The organism is Sulfitobacter brevis, from assembly GCF_900112755.1.
Lineage (GTDB): Bacteria > Pseudomonadota > Alphaproteobacteria > Rhodobacterales > Rhodobacteraceae > Sulfitobacter > Sulfitobacter brevis.
Genome location: NZ_FOMW01000007.1, coordinates 1 through 22,939 on the forward strand (window position 1 = coordinate 1; position 22,939 = coordinate 22,939).

Consider the following 22,939-nt stretch of genomic DNA (forward strand, 5'->3'; position numbering starts at 1 on the left):
ACATCACAGGCGTCTTTTCTGTTTGTTGTGCTTTCAGTTACCAAAGTAACCAGAAGCCGTCCAAACAGTGAAGCTGACACTACATCATCGCTCAACACAAAATGTGCCTCGCTAGTAGCGCGATATGAAGAGGTTGATCCATCGAATGAACCAAACCGCCCACATATCTCTTCAGATATCAAATTTTCAAAGAGCGTAGAGACAAAAGAAACCAAGATGCGCCGTAACTTTCAGCGCGCCCCGCCTCGAATACCTCTGATTTTATTCTCCACCTTCCGAACCAAACCTCCGCTTCGCAGCTTCCGTCTAACCCGTCCAGCGCCCCGTCGGAGCGTCTCTGCTCGTCCGGTAAGGGGGCTTCTAGAGTTACTGCCAAACACCCGCAACCCCTTTTTTCGGAAAATGCGAACTTTCTGCAGATTTGCGAGTTTTCTCCGCTTATCCTCATAAAACAGCGCTTTCGGGCTGGATGCCCCCTGCCCCTCCCCAACCTTGCCAGCTGTTCTGAGTTCGGACTGCCTGCCCTCTATGCTCAAACCTCCTAGTGACGGGCTCACCCTCGCTTCCGCGTCGCCTATCAGCTCCCCAACCCTTTCCCGCATCCCTGTCTCTAATTATCAAGGCGGAGGTGTTTGGTGATGTATGGTGTAGTAAAGCACCTAGAAGTGCAGGCCGCTGCGAGCAGCGTGTCGGACCAAGCTACGAGCCCGTGAAACATGCTGCCCTTGGGCTCGACACAGCACGTCCTCCACCCACTCCCAACACAAAGCTTTGCGACAGTCCCAATCCACTCCCGGCCCGACCGTTTGCAAATAGTTGGTTCGCTTGCTGCAATGCCATGAACCTTTTGCCGAGCACCGCGTTAGAGGACATGGACACTCAACATAAGAACCGGAGTACGCGCTTGGACGACGTCAAATCTATCCGCCATTCGCTGCAATTTCTGGTCTTAGTTGCCCTGTTTGTCACGGCCTACTTCGCCAAAGAGCTTTTGCTCCCCGTCGTTCTGGGCTTTTTGCTCGCTCTGACGCTTAGCCCCGTATCGCGCGGGCTGTACCGCGCCGGTGTTCCACACGTTGTTTCAGCGATTATGTTGATCACAGCGACGGGTGTCTTGGTCCTTGCGATCGTTGCTGCCTCGGCTGGCACAGTCGCGGTCTGGAGCGATGAGATTCCCCGCATGGGAACCGAGATACAGGAAAAGCTGCGCGGCATGTCGAATGCCGTGGAGAACGTCCGCGCCATGACCGACGAGGTCGAGAAGATGGCGGCGAGCGAGAAGTCAGCGCCCGAAGTCGTGGTGAAGCAGCCCACCCTGCTGGACACCGCATTCGATACCGTGACAAGTTTTGGCGCCACCTTTGCTGTGGCGATGATCCTCGCGCTTTTCCTGTTGTCGTCTGGCCCGCTCTTTTATCTCAAAATCGTGCAGGCCTTCCCGACATTGACCGGCAAAAAGCGCGCGCTCAGCACGGTGTACGATGTTGAAAAACGCGTTTCTCGCTACTTACTGACGATTACCTTGATCAACGCGGGGCTGGGTGTGGCTGTCGGGATATATCTGACCATCCTCGGGTTGCCCGGCGGTTACATCTTCGGGATTGCAGCTTTCTTGCTCAACTTCCTGCCATATATCGGCGGTGTGATTGGAGCGGTTCTGGTAGGCGCCTATTCCATTGCCCATTTCGATACGCTTGGCTACGCGCTGCTGGCCCCGATTGGCTACCAGATTTTGACGGGGGTCGAAGGCCAGTTCATCACGCCGTGGTTGGTGGGCCGCCGTCTTGCGATGAACACCGTCGCGGTGTTTCTGACTGTGGTTTTGTGGGGTTGGCTCTGGGGGATCCCGGGCGCTCTGGTCGCCGTCCCGTTTCTCGTGGTCTTCAAGGTGATCTGCGAGAACTTTGAGCCGCTTTACACAATCGGTAACTTCCTCTCGGGCGAAGATCCGGTTGTGACGGACGAAGCGCCCGAGCAGGAAGAACCCGCTCGGGCCTGATTTTAGCCTGCCAGTGAAGGCAGCCATAGTACGATGCCGGGGAAGGCCACCAATAAACCGATGGTTACCGCGTCAGCAACGAAGAACGGCATCACGCCCCGGAATACGTCCTGAACGCTCAGGTCGGGACGTACACCCGCAACAACAAAGCAGTTCAGGCCGATGGGCGGTGTGATCAAACAGAACTCCGCCATCTTCACCACCAAGATACCAAACCAGATCGCGCACATCGGGCCGGACATGCCAAAGCTGCTATCGGCAGCCGAGACGAATTCGCCGCCGTTGAGCGCCATCACCGCAGGGTAGACTACCGGCAAGGTCAGCAACAGCATCCCGATGGCATCCATGAACATGCCCAAAACGGCATAGGCCAGCAGAATGCAGATCAGGATCAGCATCGGTGATGTCTCAAGCGACGAAATCCATTCGGCAAAGGCCGCTGGCAATTCGGCAAAACCCAGAAACCGCACATAGATCAGCACACCCCAGATGATGGTAAAGATCATCACGGTCAGCTTTGCAGTCTCCAGCAGCGCGTCTTTCAGCTCGTTCCACCGCATCCCGCGGAACAGCGCCATAAGGAACACGATAAACGCGCCCACAGCCCCGCCCTCGGTCGGCGTGCCCCACGCATCGCCAAACGGGTTATAGACGAAGAAGATGATGATCACGACCACCGCCACAATCGGCAGAGCGGCAGGCAACGAAGCAAAGCGCTGCCCCCATGTGTAGCCCGAAACCGGAGGGCCAACGTTCTTCCAGATCATCGCAATCCCGATAATCAACGCCGCATAAACCAGCGCCGAGAACGCACCCGGAATGAAACCTGCCAACAACAGCTTGCCGACGTCCTGCTCTACGATGATCGCATAGATCACGAGGATGGCAGAGGGCGGGATCAGCGACGCCAAGGTCCCACCAGCCGCGACAACACCCGCAGCAAACTGCTTGTTATAGCCGATCTTGAGCATTTCGGGGATCGCAATGCGCGCAAATACCGCCGCCGTGGCGACCGAAGCACCCGAAACAGCCGCAAAGCCCGCCGTGGCGAACACAGTCGACACGGCCAACCCGCCCGGCACCCATGCAAACCAGCGTTTCGCCGCTTCAAAGAGCGCGCGGGTCAGGCCAGCATAGTAGGCGAGAAAGCCAATCAGAATGAAGGTCGGGATCAGCGACAAAGTCTGGCTTGAGACTTTGGAGTGCGGCACCTGCCCTGCGGTCTTGATCGCGACCGTCATCGCCCAGCCAAGCTGGTCCCATTCCATGCCCTTTTTGGCCCAGAATATCCAGATCAACCCGATGAGGCCCGCCATCGCGGCAGCGAAAGCCACCCGCATGCCCAGCACCACCAACAACAACATTCCGCCCGAGACCCAAAGGCCAATTTCAATGGGTTCCATCAATCACGTCCATCCAAATGTTCAGCTTCTGCCATCGCCTGTTCGGCGGCAGATTGTACCAGCGGCACGGCAACCGGATGCTCCAGCCCCAGCACCATCGCGCGGCCATATCCCCAAATCTGCAAACACAGACGCAGGGCGATCACGGAAAATGCCACAGGCACCAACAGCTTGCTCGGCCAGATCGGCAGCCCGATATCGATCGAGCTGTCGCGGCTCCACAGGGGCGATGAGAAATCAAAGCTGCGATCAAAATGCGCCCATGATCCCCAGATCAGCGCTAGGATCAGCACCAGGATCAATACCACCGAGAGCAACTCGGCGGCCCAGAGCAAACGGCCCTTGAGCTGCCCGATCAGGATGTCCATTCGTACATGCCCGCCGTTGCGCTGGGTATAGGAGATGCCCATGATCGCGATAAACGGCATCGCGGCCTCGATCCAGTCAACATATCCGGCGAGCGGCGAGGCAAAGAACTTGCGCCCCCCGACAGACCAGACCGCCAACACCATCAGCATGAAAACCGCGATCCCCGAGATCAGGGCAAATACGGTTTCAACCCGCAACAACTGCCTGTCGAGGCGGCTCAGCAGGCTGTCGTCTTCGATCACAGCGGATGATCCGGCCATGCGACAACTCCTTTAACAATCGGATAATAAAAAGGGCCGTATCCATAGGACACGGCCCCGCATTCGCGCGTCTTAGTTAGAGGCGCGGGTCTTTTCTAGTGTGTCGACAACCAGATCGTAAAGTTCCTGACCTGGAATGCCTTGGGCTTCCATGTCCTTGATCCATGCTTCACGTGCCGGATCAGCAGCCTTGGCTTTGAACTCGGCGATCACTTCGGGCGAGAATTCGACCTTCTGAACGCCTTTTTCTTCAAGGATCGAGTCCCACTTTTTCAGCAGCTCGCCGTAGTTGGCCAGATAGTGATCAAGTGCCTCATCGACCGAACCGTCCAGTGCTTCACGCTCGGCATCGCTTAGCGCATCATAGGCGTCAATGTTTACCACAACAGGGCAGTTTACGGTGCCGGGGTTCAGGTTTGCTGTCCACCAATCTGCTTTGTTGATGGTGCCAAAGCTCAGGTGTGCGTGCTGGGCAAAGGCCACCGTGTCAACGACACCAGATTCCATCGCGTTATACGCTTCGGCAGAGGTCACCGATGTCGGAACGCCGCCAACAGCTTTGAAGGCCTCGCCCAATCCGCCTGTCGCGCGAACGCGCATGCCTTCCATTTTCGCCAGCGTGTCGCGCGGCTCGCCGGTACCAACGAGGTTGTACTGCGGCATGGGCGAAGTCATCAGCATCTTGGCGTTCCACTGTTCCATCTCTTTAGCCACCGCAGGGTGGGCATAGACGGCACGGCTGACGGCAACTTCTTCTTTGAGGTCGGCAACGCCGAGGAACGGCAGTTCCAGCACGGTGATCGCGCGGTTCTTATCGGCATGATAGCCGGCACAGAACTGGGCCATTTCGAACGCACCGATTGAGATGCCATCGAGGTTGTCGGTGTTCTTGCCCAGACCGCCATAGCTGATGTTGATGGTGAACTCGCCATTGGTCTTTTCCGAGACCAGCTCGGCGATTTTCTCAACGTGCTCGGTAAACGCGCGACGCTTACCCCAGACGGAAGCGTTCCATTCGGTGGCAGCGGCTTGAGTGACAAATGCAAAGCTTAGGGCGCAGACGGCTGCGCCACTCAGATAGGTGTTCATGAATATTTCTCCCTTGGTGCGGACCATTCAGAGGTCCGCTTGCCGCATAAGGTATCCCGCATGGGCTGCTTTTGCCAAGCCCTCGGACAGACCAAAGATGGTTTTCTGCCTTAACGCGATCTCATCCCGCGCGGCTCGCCAATGCGAAAAACACCACCTTCGCCTTGTGGTTGAGGCTCACTCGACGTGATCCGGATTTCATCTTAGCCGACACAGCCCTGTGACGATCTGCAGGAAAATCCTGCGCCGCGGCAACACGGCATTAATGGATCAATTGAAAAATTCGCCGAAGCGCCGCTCTAATTTAGTCCGATGGATGCAACTTCAAAAGGCTGGATTTGATTGCAAACATCATCGTCACCCGAAGAATTTACACAGCACCCCTAAATCGTACTTTACAGATTTTTCCCTTGTAAACTGATGCAATCAGATAGTCTCAGCATGAACATTGACAGCATCCATTGGAAGTATAGAAAATAGTTTACAGCGAAATCACGGCTTTTCAGTTGCCAGTTCCCTTCCTTTGCCGGCGCGTTATGATCACGCAAAGGGGAGAGGCAGCCAGCCAATGCACGATGTCGCGGCTGACAGCTTTTAGACGATTTACCGAGGGAGGAACTCGAATGTCTCATGCCGAAGCAAAAATCTATCCACCATCCGCAGATGCCGAAGCCAAAGCGCATGTAGACGCCGCAGCCTATGAGCGCATGTACAGTGCGTCGATGAGCGATCCTGAAGGGTTTTGGCGCGAGCAAGGCAAGCGGGTCGACTGGATGAAGCCCTTCACACAGGTAAGGGATGTCGATTTCACTTTGGGCAACGTCAAGATCAACTGGTACGCCGATGGCGAGTTAAACGTCAGCGCCAATTGCATCGACCGCCACCTCGAAAAGCGCGGTGATCAGACCGCAATAATCTGGGAGCCCGACAGCCCTGACGAAGCGGCTAAGCACATCACCTATAAAGAACTGCACGCTGAAACCTGCCGGATGGCCAATATTCTACGCGATCTTGGTGTCACCAAAGGCGACCGCGTTATCATCTATATGCCGATGATCCCCGAAGCGGCCTATGCGATGCTGGCCTGCGCACGGATCGGCGCGATACACTCCATTGTTTTTGCTGGGTTTTCGCCGGATGCCCTCGCGGCGCGTGTTAATGGCTCCGAAGCCAAAGTCGTGATCACCGCCGATTTCGCCCCGCGTGGCGGCAAAGCGACCCCACTCAAGGCAAATGCCGATAAGGCGCTGAAGAACTGCGATGCCAGCGTGAAATGCCTTGTCGTGCGCCGCACCGGTGGCGACGTCGCATGGGACGATGCGCGCGACCGCGATTACACCGCCCTTGCCAAAAATGCCGCCACCACCTGCGCGCCAGAGCCGATGAATGCCGAAGATCCGCTGTTCATCTTGTACACTTCCGGCTCGACTGGTCTGCCGAAGGGCGTGGTGCACAGCACGGGCGGTTATTTGGTCTATGCTGCGATGACCCATGAGATCACCTTCGATTACCACGATGGCGATATCTACTGGTGCACGGCGGATGTGGGTTGGGTCACCGGCCACAGCTATATCGTCTATGGCCCGCTGGCCAATGGCGCAACGACGCTGATGTTTGAAGGGGTGCCGACCTATCCCGATGCCTCACGGTTTTGGCAGGTCTGCGAAAAGCATAAAGTCAATCAGTTCTACACCGCGCCCACTGCGATCAGGGCGCTGATGGGTCAAGGCCGCGAGTTCGCCGAGAAGGCCGATCTGAGCAGCCTGCGCATCCTCGGCACCGTGGGCGAGCCGATTAACCCCGAGGCGTGGAATTGGTATAATGAAGTCATCGGCGGCGGGCGCTGCCCGATTGTCGATACATGGTGGCAGACCGAAACCGGTGGCCACCTGATGACCCCCCTGCCCGGTGCCCATGCCACCAAACCGGGTGCGGCGATGAAGCCATTCTTTGGTATCAAGCCTGTGGTTCTGGAACCCACGACCGGCGAGGAGATCACGACCAACCCTGCCGAGGGAGTGCTTTGCATCGCCGATAGCTGGCCCGGCCAGATGCGCACGGTTTGGGGCGATCACGCCCGCTTTGAGCAAACCTACTTCAGCGATTACAAAGACTATTACTTCACCGGCGACGGCTGCAAGCGCGACGCGGACGGGGATTACTGGATCACCGGACGGGTTGATGATGTGATCAACGTATCGGGTCACCGCATGGGCACTGCCGAGGTCGAAAGCGCCTTGGTCGCGCATGACAAAGTCGCCGAAGCAGCCGTTGTCGGCTATTCACACGACATCAAGGGCCAAGGCATCTATTGTTATGTCACGTTGATGAACGGCGAGGAGCCCTCGGATGCTCTGCGTACCGAATTGCGCAACTGGGTGCGCACCGAGATTGGGCCGATTGCGTCGCCTGATATGATCCAATGGGCACCGGGCCTGCCGAAAACGCGCTCGGGCAAAATCATGCGGCGGGTTTTGCGCAAGATTGCCGAGAATGATTTCGGCGCGCTTGGCGACACCTCGACGCTGGCTGATCCGTCGGTGGTGGATGAATTAATTGCGAACCGGATGAACCGTTAATCGCCATGCAGAGAGTTCATGGGCAAAAAAAGAGCGGCCAGTTGGCCGCTCTTTCTAATTAGAATGTTACCCGAATTACTGGGCGACACGCTGAAGGTTAATTTCCCCGACGCCAATGGCGAAGTTCACGCCTGTCTGAGTGTTCACACTCAGAGGCTGTAGCGCCAGGGTGTCTTCGGAGCCGCCAACCATCAAGTTAGCACCGGCGCCAACAAACAATGTCGCCTCGGCAGAAATACCTTTGTAGCTGCCGTTCAGACCGCCTTCGGAATATTCAGCTTCGGTCGGCGCGAGGACCAACCAAGACATCTGACCGTTTTGGGTTTTGCCGATATCCACGCCCCAACGGTTGATTTCGCCGACATAAACTTCGTCTGCCAGACCTTCCTCGATGGGATTAAACGTACAGGTCAACTCGCGGGTTGAACCGACGATGAAACCAGTGCCGTCACCGACGTCACAGCTCAACGAGCCGATTTCTGCGTGATCGACGGTTTCATTGTCACCGACAGCAAAGGCAGACGTGCCGAGTGTCGCAGAAGTCATCAACGCAGCGGCGCCGAGGGCGAATTTACGAATATGGGTCATGAGTGTCACTTTCCGGCGCGGGAATGCGCCTGTCCTGTTTTTTAGCTTTGTGGCATTCGGGTGCCTTGGGTGCCACGCCCGCCGATTGCGAACACAGCCCCGTCAGACAGCCAGCGGTTTGCGTGATTGCAAAGCGATGCCTCTCTTCACGGGGACAACATCCGCGGCGGGTTAATGTTCCTGCACTTTGGCGCGACCAAGCGGAAGTTTGCGGGCGCGAGCAGATCGCTGACAGTTGGGTATGGCACAAGCCGATGGGACCGCTGCCCCCAGACCGTCGGGATATTAATGGGAAAAAAAGAGCAGGGTTGGTGATTGAGGCATCGTGGTTGAATGTATAGATTAATGTCAGTAACAGGCTTCGGTCGGGTAGTTTCACAGGCTGTTCTGGACAAATTGGCGGCATCGTGCGTCTAGAGGAATGTGATGCAATTTTTTACTCCAGACAGCAGTACTGCGCAGGCGCTTCGGCGGGCTTTTGGCCGCTACGGCACCGGCGTGACCGTCGTCACGACGCTTACCCCGGATGGCCCGCTGGGGATGACGGCAAATTCTTTTTCCTCCGTCTCGCTTGATCCGCCGCTGGTCCTTTGGTCGCCCGCTACGGCATCCAAACGCCATGATGCCTTTGTGACCGCGCAGTATTTCAGCATCCATGTATTGGGCGCAGACCAGCAGGCACTGGCAGATCACTTTGCTGGCAATGGCCATGGATTCGAGGCGTTCGACTGGGTCTCTTGCCCCTTAGGTACGCCGACCCTCAAAGGATGTCTGGCCAGTTTCCATTGCGAGACCTACGCCGTGCATCCAGCGGGGGATCATTCGCTGATATTGGGGCATGTAAAACATGCCGCAGAGGTTGAGGGCCACGGCGCGGGGCTGATGTTTGATCAGGGCCGCTACGGCCAGTTCAGTGCCGAGAGCACGGAGTAAACCGCGCTCCGGTCTGGCCTAGTAATCTTTCTCAAAGAAGATACCGATGCTGCTGTCGCCTTCGGACCCCAAAGTCGCTTTGCCTTTGAGGTTTGTGGTAATGTCGAGGTTCAGCGATATCTCGGCGGTGCCGTCCGAGGCGGCAGTCACGTCGGTATAGACATTCTCGGACAGGTACTTGCCGACCCGCAGCGCTGTCGCCCCGTCATCCGTGGTGGTGACGTCGAAATCATCCAGTCCGAAGCCTTCGCGCAGGTTGGAGATGATGCCGCCGCCGCCACGCCCTGCCAAGGTGGCAACCGCACTGGCAAGCTGGAGCGCTTGGAATGCTGAAATATCGGCGATATTGCGGCCAAACAGAAGCTGGGCGAGCACTTCGTCCTGTGGCGACTCAGGTGTGGATTCAAACGAGACTTCCGGTTCATTGGCGGGGCCTTGCACGATGACGCGCACTTCGCCGGTATCCGTGTCAGTGGCAGTCACAAAGCGCAGATAGGGGATCAGGTCACCTTGGAACTGGATCGAGCCTTCGACCAGATCAAACCGTTTGCCCAAGATGTCCAACCGGCCCCGCACCAACTCGAACCGACCGGCAGAGATGATCCGGTTGGTGCTGCCCGTAATCGTCATTGCGCCGCCGAGTTCTGCGTCAAGGCCACGGCCGCGTACGAAGATACGGTTAGGTGCATTGATGCGAATGTTCAGCCCGAAGCCGGGGCCAGAGGGGGCATCGGTTGGGTCAACGCCAGCCGCGTCGTCTTCCAAATCGGCTTTGGCGCGGGTCGCGACGACCTTGCCGCCTTCACCCAGATGGGTGATTTGCGGAATGTCCCCGATGCTGGTCAGGCCGGTTGAGGGGACGTTAACTTCGGTCTCGCCGACATTGATCTGGCCTGCAATCTGGGCACCGCCGCTCAGCGGGCCGGAGAGCCGCAGCGCACCAGAGAGCGAGGTGCGGTAGAGTTTCGGATCGATCAGAACGAGGTCTTGCAAGGCAATCTCGATGTCGGCAGGCAAGGCAGGCGTTAGGGTGACGCCACCGCCAATGCGTACACGACCCCCTGACACCGCTTCGGCGCTCACATCAAGATTGGCGCGGTTGTTGCCCAAGGTGATATTGGCGGCGATATTGCGCAGAGCTACGCGCAAAGTCGGTGCGCTGAGGGTGGCGTTTGTGGTGCGGATGGTGCCGCTGAGTGAACTGAGCGCTGCCGGCCCGTTGAGTTTAAGATCAAAAGCCGCCTGCCCTTGCAGATCACGCGGCGCAATGAACGGACCGCTCAGACCCAAAGGGGCGCTGCCGTTGATATCGAGGTTCAAGGTGCCGTCTTGATTGACCAGTCCGGCGATCGCCGCGTTGGTGCCCGCAGGGCCAACGGCATTGGTGTCGATCCGGAAGCCGCCCGCCTCGCGTTTGGCATTGCCCGTGACCGTGAGCGGGCCGCTGATGTTGTCAACCAACGCGCCGATATTGGGCACGGTAAGATTAAAATCGATATCAGCATTGTCACCTGTCACCACACCTTGCACCGAAGCGCGGGCCGCATAAGGGCCGGAGGCATTGGTATCTACAAATATGCCCGCTTCGGTCTGGCGCAACACACCTTTCGCCGCAAACGGACCCGACACGCTTGGCACCAGCGGGTTCACATCCGGCACCGCGACATCAAAGGTCAGCGACATTTCCGGACCCGTAGCGAGCCCTTCGACCATCGCGCGGGCGCCGTAGGGGCCAGTCGCATTGGTATCGATGAATAAGCCCAGTTCGGTCTGCCGCAGGGTGCCGGTGGCTTTCAAGGGGCCATTCACTTGCGGCACAAGCGGGTTCACATCGGGCAGCGCTACATCAAAGCTGATGTTGAGCATCGGCGTCAACGCGCCCTTGATCGCGGCTTGGGTGGCGTAAGGGCCGCTGGCTTGTGTATCAACGACAAAGCCCGCGTCGGTTTGCTTCAGCGTGCCGGTGGCTTTCAGCGGGCCGTTGACTTGCGGGACCAACGCGTTGACCTCAGGCAAGGAAACATCAAAATTGATATCGAGCATCGGCGTCAACGCGCCTTTGATCGCGGCCTGAGCGGCGTAAGGGCCGCTGGCTTGTGTATCAATGACTAAGCCCGCGTCGGTTTGCTTCAGCGTGCCAGTGGCTTTTAGCGGGCCGTTGACTTGCGGGACCAGCGCGTTGACCTCCGGCAAGGAGACGTCGAAATTGATATCGAGCATCGGCGTAATCAGACCGTCAACCGAGGCCGTCGCATCAAACGGACCACTGGCGTCGGTATCAAGCAGCCAACCATCCGGGGTCTGGCGCAAAGTCCCTTTGGCTGCCAAGGGGCCGGTCAACGGCGTGTCGGGTGCGAAGCTCTCGACCTGTGGTACTTCTGCGTTGAAGGAGATTGCGGCGTTCGGACCTGTCACCAGACCCTTGACGCCAATCGCGGCACCGTACGGCCCGTCCGTCACCACATCGACGCTCCAGCCCCGGATGTCTTGCAGCGCTTTACCGGTGACCGTAATCGGACCTTCGTATTGCGGCAGCACCAAGGACACATCCTTAAGGGTGGCTGTCGCCTCAACCTGACTGTCATCGGTGCGCAATTCGGCCCCACCCGCAAAGCTAAGGGCGTCATTTTCCAAGCTCACTTCACGCAGAAATGTGCCGTTCTCATTGCGCTCTGCCGCCATGCTCAGCTGGGTCAGCCCCGTGAGCACCGCGTCTGCCTGTTCGATCCCCAGCTTGATGTCTTGAGTGGTGCCGGCAGCGACCAGATCAAATGCGCCGCTGAGCGGGGTCGCTGAGCCTTTGAGGGCCAAGGCCGCCTGCCCCGCCAGATCGCGACCAGCAAGCGCAGAGAAACGGCTGAGATCGCTGGCCTTTAGCGCCATATCAATGCGCGACAGGAAACCGGTTTCAAACCCGTTGATCACTGCTTTGCCGGTCAGCCCGTAGTCTGCGCCCGTCAGGTCCAGATCGCTGATCCGCACCGGCGAGCCTTCGATATAGTTGATATTGGCCTTGCCGGTAATCTCGGATCCGATGGCTTCGGCGCTGGCGGCATTGGTCAGCTCCAGCCCTGTCGCCGAAAATTTCAGATCGCCGAGAAACTGGCCGACCGAGCCGAGATTGCCCTGTAAGGTGCCATCCATCGCGAGCTTGGTGCGCGCAATCGCCAGACCTGAAGTGTTGAGGGCTGTAATGTCGAAATCCGCATCGAATACTTCGCCATCGTTGGCGTTATAGTCGATCCGCAGATCGACCCGCTCGACGGTTGTGCCGTTCTCGCCCGAGACGGGCAGCAGGATCGGCGTGCCATCGGGACTGGCGATGCTGCCAGAAATATCGATCAACGTTGGCCATTTGTCGGAGTTCAGTTTGACCGTACCCTTGAGCGAGGCCGCTTGCGCCTCGAGGGTAAAGCTGCTGACATCAATGCTGCCACGGCTTTCGATCAACGCATCCGTAGTGAGACGTACATTCTCGCCGAAAAATTCACGGTAGCGCGGGGCCAGCAGTGCAGTGATATCGCCACCGATATCTGCCTGAATCCGGCGGTCCGGTGCGCCGCCAACCCCGCCCTGCGCACCAAGGGTAATCTCTCCGGCAAGCCGCTCCTGACCGTCGGTTGCAATGGTTACATCCGTCCTGAAATCATCAAGTGGTCCGTTGCCCTTCACCGACATCTCGACAGAGGGCTGGCCCGGCAGGTTCAACAGCCGAGCCGCGATGCCTTCCTTTTCTTCGGTGAGATTAAGTAGCAGGTCCAATACACTGTCATTGCGGTTAAAATCGGCCTTGATCGCAAACACACCTTGCTTGCCATCAGTGCGTTCGGCGGTGAAATCCACGATCCCGACCTGATCGGTCAACCGCGCATTCGCTTTCACAGAAAGCTGCGCTTCCTCCCCCAACAGAGGCGCGCCAAGGTTAATCTCGGCGACGGAAAAATCGGCGACTTCAATCGAAACCGGAAGCTCCGGCAGCGCGAAGGGCTTGGCCTCGGCGTCCGGCAGGGCGGTGCTTTCCACGATGGGCAGGCGCGGCAAATCAAGGCGCGCAGCAGTCAGGCTTTGAACCTCCAACCGCCCGCGCAGTAGCGCTGAACGATTCCAATCCAGCACCACATCCTCCAGCGTCAGCCAGATGCCATCCTTATCGGCAATCGTCATTCTGTCGAAGGACGCGGCAGAACTGAGCGCGCCGGAGAACCCTACAATATCAACGGTGCGCCCGCCCCCGCTCAGAGCATCCTGAATTTTACGGGTCAGAAAGCTTTTATCATCATCCTGCGCGCTGGCGGCAGTCAGCCCGAAAAGCAACACGAGAGTGGCGGCGAAAAAATGACGAAGAAAACCCATTAGAATGACTGCCCGATACCAATATACACTTGAAAGTTCTCGTCGGTTTCGGGGCCGGACGTCGGCACAGCCAGATCAAGGCGGATCGGTCCGATCCCTGTTGCATAACGCAGGCCCAAGCCCGCGCCCGATTGCCATGTGCCCGAGCCGTCATAGAACTCTTCGCGGCCGACATAGCCACCATCGACAAACCCGACGACGCCGATATTGTCGGTGACCTTCAGGCGGGCCTCGGCAGAGATACCCAGAAAGCTGCGCCCACCGACGACATTGCCGCCGCCCAAATCAACCCCGAGGCTTTGATACGGCTGGCCGCGCACAGAGCCGCCGCCGCCAGAATAGAACAGGTAGTCAGCAGGTGCGTCTTCAAGGCTGGGGCCATAGACCGAGCCTAACTGCCCGCGCAGCGCAAAGGTCACCGGACGCACGGTCCCGAAGGTGCGATAGCCGCGCAGGTCGACATAGCTGCGCAAACCGTTGTCCGCCCCGTCGAGCGCCAGAAACGGCGTCAGACCGGCCTTGGCGTAATAGCCGCTCGTCGCGTCCAATTCCTTGTCACGATAATCAAACTCGGCACTCAGCGGCAGGGTCAACAAGGTATAGCGGCTGGTGCCAAACGCATCGCGCGTCTCGGCGGTGCGCAGCCCCAGCCCCAAAGTATAGGTACGTTCTTCGCTTGCGATCCGTTTAACACCGGCCTCAAGGTCGAATTGCCGCGAGAAAAAGTTAACCTCGTCAAGCTGCTCGATCTCGGCCAGTGCATAGAAATCAGTATCAGCGTTAAAGGTCGCCGGACGGTCGAACCGCGCGGCCAGACGGTAATCGGTCCCGCCGGTATCGCCCCCGATGCCAGAGACTTCGGCTTCCAGGCGCAAACGCTCGGCGCCGCCCAACAGGTTACGGTGCAGCCAGTATGTGCTCAGCGTCAGCCCTTCGGTCGTCGAAAGCTCGGCGCCAGCACCAATGCGGCGCGGCAGGGTTTCGGTGACCTGCGCGGTGATCGGCAGCGTGAGGTCAGGACCGATGCGCTCCGCCTCGATCAAGGCAACCGCATTAAACGCGCCCGTACGCCGCAGACGCGCTTGCGCCAGTTTCAATTGCTTGGGGTCAAAAACAGTGCCCTGCGGCAAACCGGCGATTTCGACAATCCGCTCGGTACGCACGGCGCTATTGCCGGTGACGCCCAGCGGCCCAAAGCGCAATTGCGGTCCCGGCGCGAGCGTCAGATCAGCCGAGAGAATGGCCTCCTTGTGCCGCGCGGTCAGTTCCTGACGGTCAAGCTCGGCCTTGGCATGCCCCTGCTCGCGCCAACCGGTGATTCCCGCAGACACGGTATTTTTCAAAACACCCAAGCTCGCGGTCTTGCCGCTCGCAAAGCCTTCGGGAAGTTCGGTCCCCGGCGCGACCGGAGCGATCCGTGCAGTGCCAAAGCGGAACTGCGGCCCCGGCGTGATGGTGATCACAGCGCGTGAAACCTGCAGCGGCGGCTGTACCGGCGGCAGCGATGCGGCCTCCACCCCGTCGAGCGTGATGTTGATCACAGGGCCGAAGTAACCCTTGTCATAGAGGATCGCCAACAGCCGCGCATAATCGGCTTGGGCTGCCGCGACGATCTCTTGTGATGTGGGGGTGGCATCTTCTGCCGATTGCTCAAACAGCAGTGACCCGCCCGTAACATCCAGATAAAGGTCGCTGTCGCGCTCAATGCCCGTGACTGAGACCGGCAGCGCAAAGGCGGCGCCGGTCAGACAAGTCGCCAGCACCACTGCCAAGGACTGCGCCGGTCGCCCGAACCCGAATTTCGTCTGCTTTGCCTGCGTCACGTAACGCTCCCCTACCCACACCAGCACGCTGCGGTATTCCGCAGTCCGAATGAAGTCGATGCACGCGGGCCGTCCCTCGTGCCAGACCTTGGCACTATCTAGCGATATTGCGGCCTGCGGTGCAATCCGAGACTACCTTGAATGCCGGTTTACAGCTGGAGATCGGGTATTATATGTCTCTGGACATAGGTTTGCGGGTTTATTCGGCAAAAAGCCGCGCATTGCAACGTTTGCGACTGGCGACCAGCCACCCCCATCCGGGTTTTGACAACCGCGCCGATAATCTGTGTATTTTGGCTTATTTTCGGGTGTAAAGGAACAAGGCCCGCGCCGGGAAGCCCCCCGGTGCATTGCGAGAGTTCGAGGCCCAAATGACGACGAAAGTTAGTAAGAATTGAAGAATACTCCGACCGAATTACGCGTAGATTTTGTGAAGGGCGCTGTCGCGCACCGACTGCGGTTTGGCGGCGGGCGCGGCCAGGACCTTCCCAAAGCAATGGGGCTGCGTGCCGGCAAGACCCCGACGATTATTGATGCGACTGCCGGGTTGGGCCGGGATGCGTTCTTGCTGGCGTCGCTTGGCGCGCAGGTCACTTTGATCGAACGTTCAGAAAAGATGCATGCGTTGTTGGCGCAAGGTATGGAACGCGCGGCACAAGAAGATGGCCCGCTGCGGGAGATTATCGACCGCATGACGCTGCTGAAAGGGGATGCCAAGGATCTCCTCCCCACGCTTACCGCCGAGGCAATATTAATTGACCCCATGCATCCGCCCCGCAAAAACTCCGCACTGGTGAAGCTGGAGTTGCGGCAGGTGCGCGAGATTGTTGGCGATGATGAGGATGCGGCTGATCTGGTGCGTCTGGCGCTCGGGCTTGCGCGAAACCGGGTGGTGTTGAAGTGGCCTGCCAAAGCGGATCCGATGGTCGGCATCCGGCCCTGTACGCATCAGATCTGCGGGAAATCCACCCGATATGATGTGTTCATGACAGGACTTGGATCACCCTGAACTGGCTTCGATCCAGCGCTCTGCGTCTGAAAACCGGGAGCGCCTAAGCGCTCCCGGTCACTCACCGCGGTTCCGTGATAGGCAATAGCTGTGCGTCCATCAGCCCGCCCAATTCGGCAAGAACAGCACAATATCAGGGAAGGCAATGAGCATGGCGACGATTACCAGATCGACGACGACAAACCAGAACACGCCGCGGAAGATCGTTGTGAGGGACGCCATATTCCCCACCACACCTTTGATAACGAACACGTTCATGCCCATCGGGGGCGTAATCATCCCGATCTCAAGCAGCTTCACCAGTACGACCCCGAACCACAGCAGGCTGTAACCGGTTTCCTCAACCAGTGGCATGACAATGGGCAGTGTCAAAAGCATCGCCCCGACTGGTTCCAACATCATGCCCAGCACGAGGTAGACGAGCACGACCCCGAACATGATCAACACAGGCGAAACCCCGAACGCAAGGATCGAAGACGACAGCGCATCGCCAATGCCCGACAACGCCAGAAAGCGCGTCAAAAGGCTCGCGCCGACGGCGATGATCAATAGGGCGGCCGTGGTTGTGATGGTTTCGACCAGTGCCATGCGCACCGCCTTGAAGGTCAGCGTCCGGTAAAGTGCCGCCACCATCATCGACAGCAAAGCGCCGATGGCGCCAGCCTCTGTCGGGGTGAACGCACCGCCAAAAAGACCCGCAAATACGCCGATTACGATCAGCAACACCGGCCAGGTTTGCCCCAATGCTTTGATCTTTTCCGACCGCGAAGCTTTGTTGCCCTCAACAGGCGGCGCAAGGTTGGGATTCAATTTTACCCGTACAATGATGAGCAGCACATAGGCCAAAAGCGTGATCACACCGACAACAAGACCGCCTAGAAACAGCTGGCTGACTGATTGGCGGGCGATAATACCGTAGAGGATCATCAGGATTGACGGCGGAATGAGCGCACCGATGGTACCGGCGGCGGCAACGGTGCCAGTGGCCAATTCAGCGCTGTAGCGATTGCGCATCATTTCCGGCACTGCGATCTTGCCCATCGCAGCAGAGCACGCGACCGACGACCCGGTGACTGCCGCAAAGCCGGCGCAGCCAAATACCGATGCAATTGCAAGCCCGCCGGGCAGGCCGGAAAGCCAGACCTGTGCAGCGCTAAACAAGCCTTGGGTGAGGCGTGTGTGATAGCAAATAAAGCCCATCAGCAGGAAAGCAGGGATCGAGCTAAGAACCCAGCTGTTGGCAAAGTTATAAGGCACAATGCCTAAAGATCCCCAAGCGATGTTCCAGTTGAACATCGACCACAATCCGCCGAATGACACGGCGATCAGAGAGACCCCGATCGGGATCCGCATCAGGATCAGAAAGAAAAGCGCGCCGATAAACAGTCCGGCAATTTCAAGGTCAGACATTCGGCTCTTCTTTCGTAAAATAGGGGTCTTCTATGACCAGCCCGCTTAAGCCGCTTTCCTTGCCGGTTATCAGGGCGATCACTTTCCAGGTCGAAACAAGGGACATCATGCCAAAACCAATGGGGAGAAAGAAATAGGTGGGCCAGGTAATGACCTTGCCACCGGACTCGATGGAATAGGCACCGGTCAGGTATTTCGCGAGCGCCTCCTGCCCTGTGCGCACCGCCACGCCAGCGGTGACACTGGCCGTGATCAGGGTTGCGATAAACAGCAGGAATGCCTGCAGCTTATCGGGAAAATTCTCGACCATGAGCTCGACCGCGATATGGCTGTTGCGCTCTTCCACAAGGCCAAGCGGTAAAAACGCGATGGCAACCATGTAAAACGCCGAGACGTAAAGGATGGTGGAATCAAGCGGCTTTTCAAAGACATAGCGCATCGCCACATCTGCCGAGACATGGGCCACCATGAGCAGAACAAGGATGCCCGCGATGCCAGAAGCGCCGGTGTTGATCCAAGATATTACTTTGCCGATGGGTTTCATACGGGGGCCCCTTTCAACGGTAAAAAAACGGGGCACCACATCAGATGGGTGCCCCGAAACTAGATTTACTGCCCGTAAGTGGCGGCATCTACCTTGGAGATCACCTGATCCCAGTAGAGTTGCTGCAGCTGTTCTTTGTTCTCGATATCTGCAACCAGACCATACCATTTTTCCAGCAATGCTGGGAAATCAGCCGCGATTTCTGCCGCGCGATCTACACCGTAGGTTTCTTTGAACAGAGCCGAAACAGTCTCAAGATCCTGATTAACAAACTCTTTTACAGCGGTTGTCAGTTCAGGTTCAGGCTGGAAAATATTGATGCCCTTGTCCTTGGCATTCTGGATCGCCTTGGCGTCGTCCTCGTAGAAGCCCCATGTGACACCAGCGGTGATATTGCTGCCACCCCAGAGCAAGGTTTGACGATCTTCGGTGCTCATCGCCTTCCAGCGATCAGCGTTGATGTTCGCCGATGCGACGCCTGCAAAAGCACCACCGGGCACACCGAGCGTGATATCTGTCACGACCTCGTGGAGGTTGTAGTTTGTCAATTCCGGCGCGCTGAGCATTGCGCAATCAAGGATGCCCTGATCCAGGGCTTCGTAAACTTCGTTCACCGGGAGACGCACGCCCTGAGCACCGAACTGTTCTGCAAAACGGACGAAACCAGCCCCGCCAGCCCGCAGGCGCTTGCCCTTAAGCTCTTCTACGGAGGTGATTTTCACGTCCTTGCAGAGCAGGTTGTAAAGCGGGGTCACGCCGCCGCCCGTATAAACTTGGTTCTGCGCCTTAAATTCCGCCATACATTCGGGGCAGTCGTTGAACGTGTATTCCAGCATCGCGCCGGTGAAGGCCAACGGCTCCTTACCTGTGGGATTTTCCGCCAGATTGATCAGCAGGTTCATCTCGTGCAGGAAAAGGTTAGTGCTGTACTCGGCGGCGTAATACGGCGTGAGCACAAAGCCGACGTCGGCCAGACCATCCCGAACACCAGGGCTGGTTTCGGGCAGGCTGAGCAGTGACATTGCAAAGCCCTTGATGTCGATTTCGCCGTCGGATCGCTCCGCCACAGCGGCGGCATACTCGTCAACCGCGATCCCGATTGCAGAGGTGTTCGGGTACCCGTAGGCAAAGTTCAGGTTCTCTTTGGCCGCCAGCGGTGATGCGGTGGCCACAGCCACCCCAAGTGCGGCGACGGCGAGTGTATTCGACTTTATTGTGTGCTTCATATCTGCTCCTCCCGAGCGTTAATCGTCAAGAATGCCGACGCCGTGGCAGTGGTACTCTCATTGGGCAAAACAGACTGCAGGATCGTCTCCCGCGTCGCTCGCCCCGTCCCTCCCAAAGACACTTCGGCAAAAAACATTCCCTTCGGTATGTTTATAGATCAACGTGTCAGCGGGAGTGTCAAGGCGCTTCGGGCGAACCCTTCTTGATTTCCGTAACGGAACTCTTGAACAATGGAGATCGAGCCGCCTGCGGCGCGGTGACAGGTCCGCAAGACGCAGTGTTCGAGACCATGAGATGGAGACCCCATGAATGCGAGAGACCCAAAATTGACCCCGCGAAAAACGGAAAGTCGACAGCAGATCATCGAGGCTGCGGCCCTTTGCTTTATGAAATACGGGATCGAGAGGGCAACGATGGATCACGTGGCGCGTGAGCTAGGCGCGACCAAGGGGCGGGTGTATCACCACTTCGGATCTAAGGATGAGATCATTTTCGCCGTCCATTTCCAAGCCATGCAGTTTTGCTTTGATGCGGTCCTGCCACTGGTCAGCGAACCCCTGCCCGCCAACGAGAAGCTGCTGGCGATGGCAATGGCGCATGGGCGGGTGATGATGGAGACTCTCCCCTTCCAGCGCAGCATTCGCCAAGGTGTAAACAGCTATCTGCACGGGCATGAAATCAAAGAGAACCGGACGGTTTTGAACGAGTTGATAACCCGTCGCAACGATTACGAGAACTTGTACCGCGAAGTATTGCAGCAAGGTGTGGACGACGGCACGCTGTCCGTGCCCGACGTCGCCATCGCAGGGCGTGCGATCATGGGCGCTCTTAATTCTCTGGTGGATTGGTACCGGGTCCGCCCCGAGCAAAGTCGTGCGGACCAGATGCGCATCGCCGACACCCTCGCCGCGACCATCATCAAAGGTTTACTGGCTTAAACCATTTCGCGCAGCGTCTTTTTGACAATTTTGCCATTCGCGTTGCGCGGCAGCGGATCGGCGCTAAACGTCACGAAATCGGGCGTTTTATAGTCGGCCAGATGCGCCGCACAATGCGCTTTTACCGCTGCGACATCAAACGCTGGGTTGTTGGTGTGTACGAAAACATGCAGTTTTTCCCCCAACACCGGATCAGGCTGGCCGATCGCCGCGCATTCAATGACGTCGATATGCGCCGTCAACGTATTCTCGACCTCGGCGCTGTAAATGTTATAGCCCCCGCGGATAATCATATCTTTGCTGCGGTCATGAAGGCGGACAAACCCGTGAATGTCGCGTGATCCAATGTCACCACTTTTCCAGAAACCGTTGTGAAATTCTTGCGCTGTCTTTTCGGGATTGTTCCAGTAGCCGGGCACGACCATTGGCCCTTTAATCCACAACTCGCCATGTTCATCCGAGCCGACATCGCGACCTTGGGCATTGACAACTCTGATCTCTGCGCAAGGCACGGCAATGCCAATACTATCGGATCGCGTGGCCCCAAGACCCAAGGGCAAAATCGTCGCCGGTGAGGTCAGTTCGGTCGATCCGTAAGCATTGACCAAGACCAGATCAGGCAGTTTCTCACTGAGTTCCTCTATCGTCGATTGCGCCATCGGGGCACCGCCATAGCCACCAATCCGCCAATACGACAGGTCATAGTCCGCGACCTCGCAGCGCAGCAAAAACAGATTGTACATCGCTGGCACCATCAACGTCTGCGTAACCTTCTCGCGCGCGGCGAGGGCCAAAAATTCATCGGCCTTGAACGCGCGCATGATCACGCTGCACCCCGCCGTGCGCAGCATCGTGAAAAGCGTCGCCACCAACCCGGTCACATGGGAGGCAGGCACCGCCAATAAGGACCGCTCGCCCGCTCCAAGCTCCATGCAAAGCTCGAAATGCATCGCAGAGTGGATGATATTCAGATGGGTCAGCATCGCCCCTTTGGGACGCCCTGTGGTGCCTGACGTATAGAGAATAACTGCGGTTTCCTCCTCCTCGACGCTTACAGGCACCAGCGCAAAGTCGGAAGCCGCAAGCGTTTCATAGTCCTGCGACCCTGCCGAGGTGCCGCCAACACTGAACCGGTTTTGCAGCGCGGGCAGATCAGATTGGGAAGGCAGCTTTTGTGCAATACCAGCGTCGTGAAACAGCACGGAGGCACCGCTATCATTCAAAATCTCTTTTAACTCAGGCGTTTGTTCGCGCACGTTAATCGGGACAGCAACAGCGCCGATCCGTAGGCTCGCAAGCAGAACCACCAAAAATTCAGGACCATTTGACAGCAGAAGCGCCACCCGATCGCCTTTGGTGACGCCCATCTCCGCAAGCCCGGCAGCGATCGCATCAATCTGTGCATCAAGCTGGTGATAGGTTAGTCGAATATCATCGCATACCAGTGCTTCACCATTTGGATTGCGGGCGACTGCCTGACGCACCATCGCGTTCAAATCCGATGGCCGGAGCGAAAAGCATTTGATATCTGCCCTGTCGAAATGTGTTTCGGTGGCGATCTGATCTAAAATAGTCGCGGGCCAATCTTGCATGAACAATCCTCCCAGTTCAGTCCGTCACACCCTTGCAACCCACGGCAGTAGATTTCAATAATGATTCTACGCACGCATTTTGAGGAGCGAACTTTGATGAACATCGACGACGCAATGGCATCGCGCCGCAGCATAAGGGGCTTTCAAGACAAGCCGGTGCCCAAGGAAATCATCGAAGAAATTATTGCTCTGGCAAATCGCGCGCCGTCGTCGATGAACACACAGCCCTGGCATTTTCATGTTCTGACAGGCGCCCCGCTTGAAAAAGTGCGCGAGGGCAATTCCAGCCGGATGCTCAGTGGCGTGCCGCCTGTGCGCGAAATTACCGACCACGGGGCCTACGCCGGACCGCACCGTGACCGTCAGGTTGAAATCGCGAAACAGCTTTTTGCCGCAATGGGCATTGCGCGCGACGATAAGGAAATGCGTCAGGATTGGGTGATGCGCGGTTTCCGGCAATTTGATGCGCCGGTTTCCATTGTCGTGACGTTCGACAAATCACTCGATGGCGGCACCATCGCGCACTTTGACCTTGGCGCGGTGACTTACGGACTTGTACTGGCGGCTTGGGCGCGTGGTCTGGGCTGCGTGATAAACGGCCAAGGCATCATGCAAAGCCCGGTTGTCCGTGAACATGCACAGATCCCCGAGGACGAGGTTATCATGACCTGCGTGGCCCTTGGCTGGCCGGATGAGGATTTCTCGGCCAACGCAGTGGTGTCGACCCGCCGCGACGTGAATGATGTCGCAACTTTTGTGGGCTTCGACTGATAGAATTGGCGCGGGCATCCTCAGAGGACCAACTTGACGTTGTCATCTAAGG

At 57.7% G+C, this 22,939-nt stretch carries 16 protein-coding genes; 6 read left to right on the plus strand and 10 right to left on the minus strand.

Going from position 1 to position 22,939, the window contains the following annotated elements:
• Positions 1-904 precede the first annotated feature (904 nt).
• On the plus strand, positions 905-1,999 hold the full coding sequence (locus BM174_RS10640; protein ID WP_245766327.1) for an AI-2E family transporter: 1,095 nt from the start codon (positions 905-907) through the stop codon (positions 1,997-1,999).
• Between the two features lie 2 nt (positions 2,000-2,001).
• Here the strand turns inward: BM174_RS10640 and BM174_RS10645 are convergent, their stop codons facing one another.
• From BM174_RS10645 to BM174_RS10655, 3 genes are all read right to left on the minus strand, one after another.
• Positions 2,002-3,402, minus strand: coding sequence for a TRAP transporter large permease (locus tag BM174_RS10645; protein WP_093923855.1), 1,401 nt, complete (start codon positions 3,400-3,402; stop codon positions 2,002-2,004).
• Entirely contained in the window at positions 3,402-4,031 is a 630-nt protein-coding gene (locus BM174_RS10650; RefSeq protein WP_093923856.1) for a TRAP transporter small permease subunit, read from the minus strand. Before BM174_RS10650 ends, BM174_RS10645 begins: the two co-directional genes overlap by 1 nt.
• Positions 4,032-4,103: 72 nt before the next feature.
• Positions 4,104-5,120, minus strand: a complete 1,017-nt coding sequence (locus tag BM174_RS10655) for a C4-dicarboxylate TRAP transporter substrate-binding protein (RefSeq protein WP_093924031.1) — start codon at positions 5,118-5,120, stop codon at positions 4,104-4,106.
• A gap of 623 nt (positions 5,121-5,743) precedes the next feature.
• Between BM174_RS10655 and acs the strand changes: the two genes are divergently transcribed.
• Positions 5,744-7,699, plus strand: coding sequence for an acetate--CoA ligase (acs, locus tag BM174_RS10660; protein WP_093923857.1), 1,956 nt, complete (start codon positions 5,744-5,746; stop codon positions 7,697-7,699).
• Positions 7,700-7,774: 75 nt separating this feature from the next.
• On the opposite strand, the gene BM174_RS10665 is transcribed toward acs, so the two are convergent.
• A complete protein-coding gene (locus BM174_RS10665) occupies positions 7,775-8,287 on the minus strand; it encodes a DUF992 domain-containing protein (RefSeq protein ID WP_093923858.1) in 513 nt (170 codons plus the stop codon).
• Between the two features lie 426 nt (positions 8,288-8,713).
• Here BM174_RS10665 and BM174_RS10670 point away from each other — a divergent pair, with 426 nt between their 5' ends.
• Positions 8,714-9,220, plus strand: a complete 507-nt coding sequence (locus BM174_RS10670; protein ID WP_093923859.1) for a flavin reductase family protein — start codon at positions 8,714-8,716, stop codon at positions 9,218-9,220.
• A gap of 18 nt (positions 9,221-9,238) precedes the next feature.
• Here BM174_RS10670 and BM174_RS10675 read toward each other — a convergent pair whose 3' ends face one another.
• Positions 9,239-13,573: a translocation/assembly module TamB domain-containing protein gene (locus BM174_RS10675; protein WP_093923860.1), complete on the minus strand. Its 4,335-nt coding sequence runs from the start codon at positions 13,571-13,573 to the stop codon at positions 9,239-9,241.
• On the minus strand, positions 13,573-15,339 hold the full coding sequence (locus BM174_RS10680; protein WP_425442358.1) for an autotransporter assembly complex protein TamA: 1,767 nt from the start codon (positions 15,337-15,339) through the stop codon (positions 13,573-13,575). The genes BM174_RS10675 and BM174_RS10680 overlap by 1 nt, the downstream gene beginning before the upstream one ends.
• A gap of 451 nt (positions 15,340-15,790) precedes the next feature.
• Here BM174_RS10680 and BM174_RS10685 point away from each other — a divergent pair, with 451 nt between their 5' ends.
• Entirely contained in the window at positions 15,791-16,405 is a 615-nt protein-coding gene (locus tag BM174_RS10685) for a class I SAM-dependent methyltransferase (RefSeq protein ID WP_093923862.1), read from the plus strand.
• Between the two features lie 99 nt (positions 16,406-16,504).
• Here the strand turns inward: BM174_RS10685 and BM174_RS10690 are convergent, their stop codons facing one another.
• The 3 genes from BM174_RS10690 to BM174_RS10700 form a co-directional block, all read right to left on the minus strand.
• Complete coding sequence (locus tag BM174_RS10690; protein WP_093923863.1) at positions 16,505-17,815, minus strand: TRAP transporter large permease; 1,311 nt, start codon at positions 17,813-17,815, stop codon at positions 16,505-16,507.
• Positions 17,808-18,359 (minus strand): TRAP transporter small permease, encoded by a 552-nt coding sequence (locus BM174_RS10695; RefSeq protein WP_093923864.1) that lies wholly within the window; start codon positions 18,357-18,359, stop codon positions 17,808-17,810. The genes BM174_RS10690 and BM174_RS10695 overlap by 8 nt, the downstream gene beginning before the upstream one ends.
• Positions 18,360-18,424: 65 nt before the next feature.
• Positions 18,425-19,585 (minus strand): C4-dicarboxylate TRAP transporter substrate-binding protein, encoded by a 1,161-nt coding sequence (locus tag BM174_RS10700; RefSeq protein WP_093923865.1) that lies wholly within the window; start codon positions 19,583-19,585, stop codon positions 18,425-18,427.
• A gap of 306 nt (positions 19,586-19,891) precedes the next feature.
• Between BM174_RS10700 and BM174_RS10705 the strand changes: the two genes are divergently transcribed.
• Positions 19,892-20,524 carry a TetR/AcrR family transcriptional regulator gene (locus BM174_RS10705; protein ID WP_093923866.1) on the plus strand — a complete coding sequence of 211 codons (633 nt, stop codon included), beginning with the start codon at positions 19,892-19,894 and terminating at the stop codon, positions 20,522-20,524.
• Here the strand turns inward: BM174_RS10705 and BM174_RS10710 are convergent.
• Positions 20,521-22,116, minus strand: a complete 1,596-nt coding sequence (locus tag BM174_RS10710; RefSeq protein WP_093923867.1) for a class I adenylate-forming enzyme family protein — start codon at positions 22,114-22,116, stop codon at positions 20,521-20,523. The genes BM174_RS10705 and BM174_RS10710 overlap by 4 nt on opposite strands.
• 96 nt (positions 22,117-22,212) lie before the next feature.
• Here BM174_RS10710 and BM174_RS10715 point away from each other — a divergent pair, with 96 nt between their 5' ends.
• Positions 22,213-22,887, plus strand: a complete 675-nt coding sequence (locus BM174_RS10715) for a nitroreductase (RefSeq protein WP_093923868.1) — start codon at positions 22,213-22,215, stop codon at positions 22,885-22,887.
• Positions 22,888-22,939: the final 52 nt, after the last annotated feature.

What these genes read in the sequence shown, in the direction of transcription:
- BM174_RS10705 (WP_093923866.1), top strand. Translation starts at nt 19,892, where the DNA reads ATGAATGCGAGAGACCCAAAATTGACCCCGCGAAAAACGGAAAGTCGA.
- BM174_RS10715 (WP_093923868.1), top strand. Translation starts at nt 22,213, where the DNA reads ATGAACATCGACGACGCAATGGCATCGCGCCGCAGCATAAGGGGCTTT.
- BM174_RS10710 (WP_093923867.1), bottom strand. Translation starts at nt 22,116, where the DNA reads ATGCAAGATTGGCCCGCGACTATTTTAGATCAGATCGCCACCGAAACA.
- BM174_RS10675 (WP_093923860.1), bottom strand. Translation starts at nt 13,573, where the DNA reads ATGGGTTTTCTTCGTCATTTTTTCGCCGCCACTCTCGTGTTGCTTTTC.
- BM174_RS10695 (WP_093923864.1), bottom strand. Translation starts at nt 18,359, where the DNA reads ATGAAACCCATCGGCAAAGTAATATCTTGGATCAACACCGGCGCTTCT.
- BM174_RS10670 (WP_093923859.1), top strand. Translation starts at nt 8,714, where the DNA reads ATGCAATTTTTTACTCCAGACAGCAGTACTGCGCAGGCGCTTCGGCGG.
- BM174_RS10690 (WP_093923863.1), bottom strand. Translation starts at nt 17,815, where the DNA reads ATGTCTGACCTTGAAATTGCCGGACTGTTTATCGGCGCGCTTTTCTTT.
- BM174_RS10700 (WP_093923865.1), bottom strand. Translation starts at nt 19,585, where the DNA reads ATGAAGCACACAATAAAGTCGAATACACTCGCCGTCGCCGCACTTGGG.
- BM174_RS10665 (WP_093923858.1), bottom strand. Translation starts at nt 8,287, where the DNA reads ATGACCCATATTCGTAAATTCGCCCTCGGCGCCGCTGCGTTGATGACT.
- BM174_RS10655 (WP_093924031.1), bottom strand. Translation starts at nt 5,120, where the DNA reads ATGAACACCTATCTGAGTGGCGCAGCCGTCTGCGCCCTAAGCTTTGCA.
- BM174_RS10650 (WP_093923856.1), bottom strand. Translation starts at nt 4,031, where the DNA reads ATGGCCGGATCATCCGCTGTGATCGAAGACGACAGCCTGCTGAGCCGC.
- acs (WP_093923857.1), top strand. Translation starts at nt 5,744, where the DNA reads ATGTCTCATGCCGAAGCAAAAATCTATCCACCATCCGCAGATGCCGAA.
- BM174_RS10645 (WP_093923855.1), bottom strand. Translation starts at nt 3,402, where the DNA reads ATGGAACCCATTGAAATTGGCCTTTGGGTCTCGGGCGGAATGTTGTTG.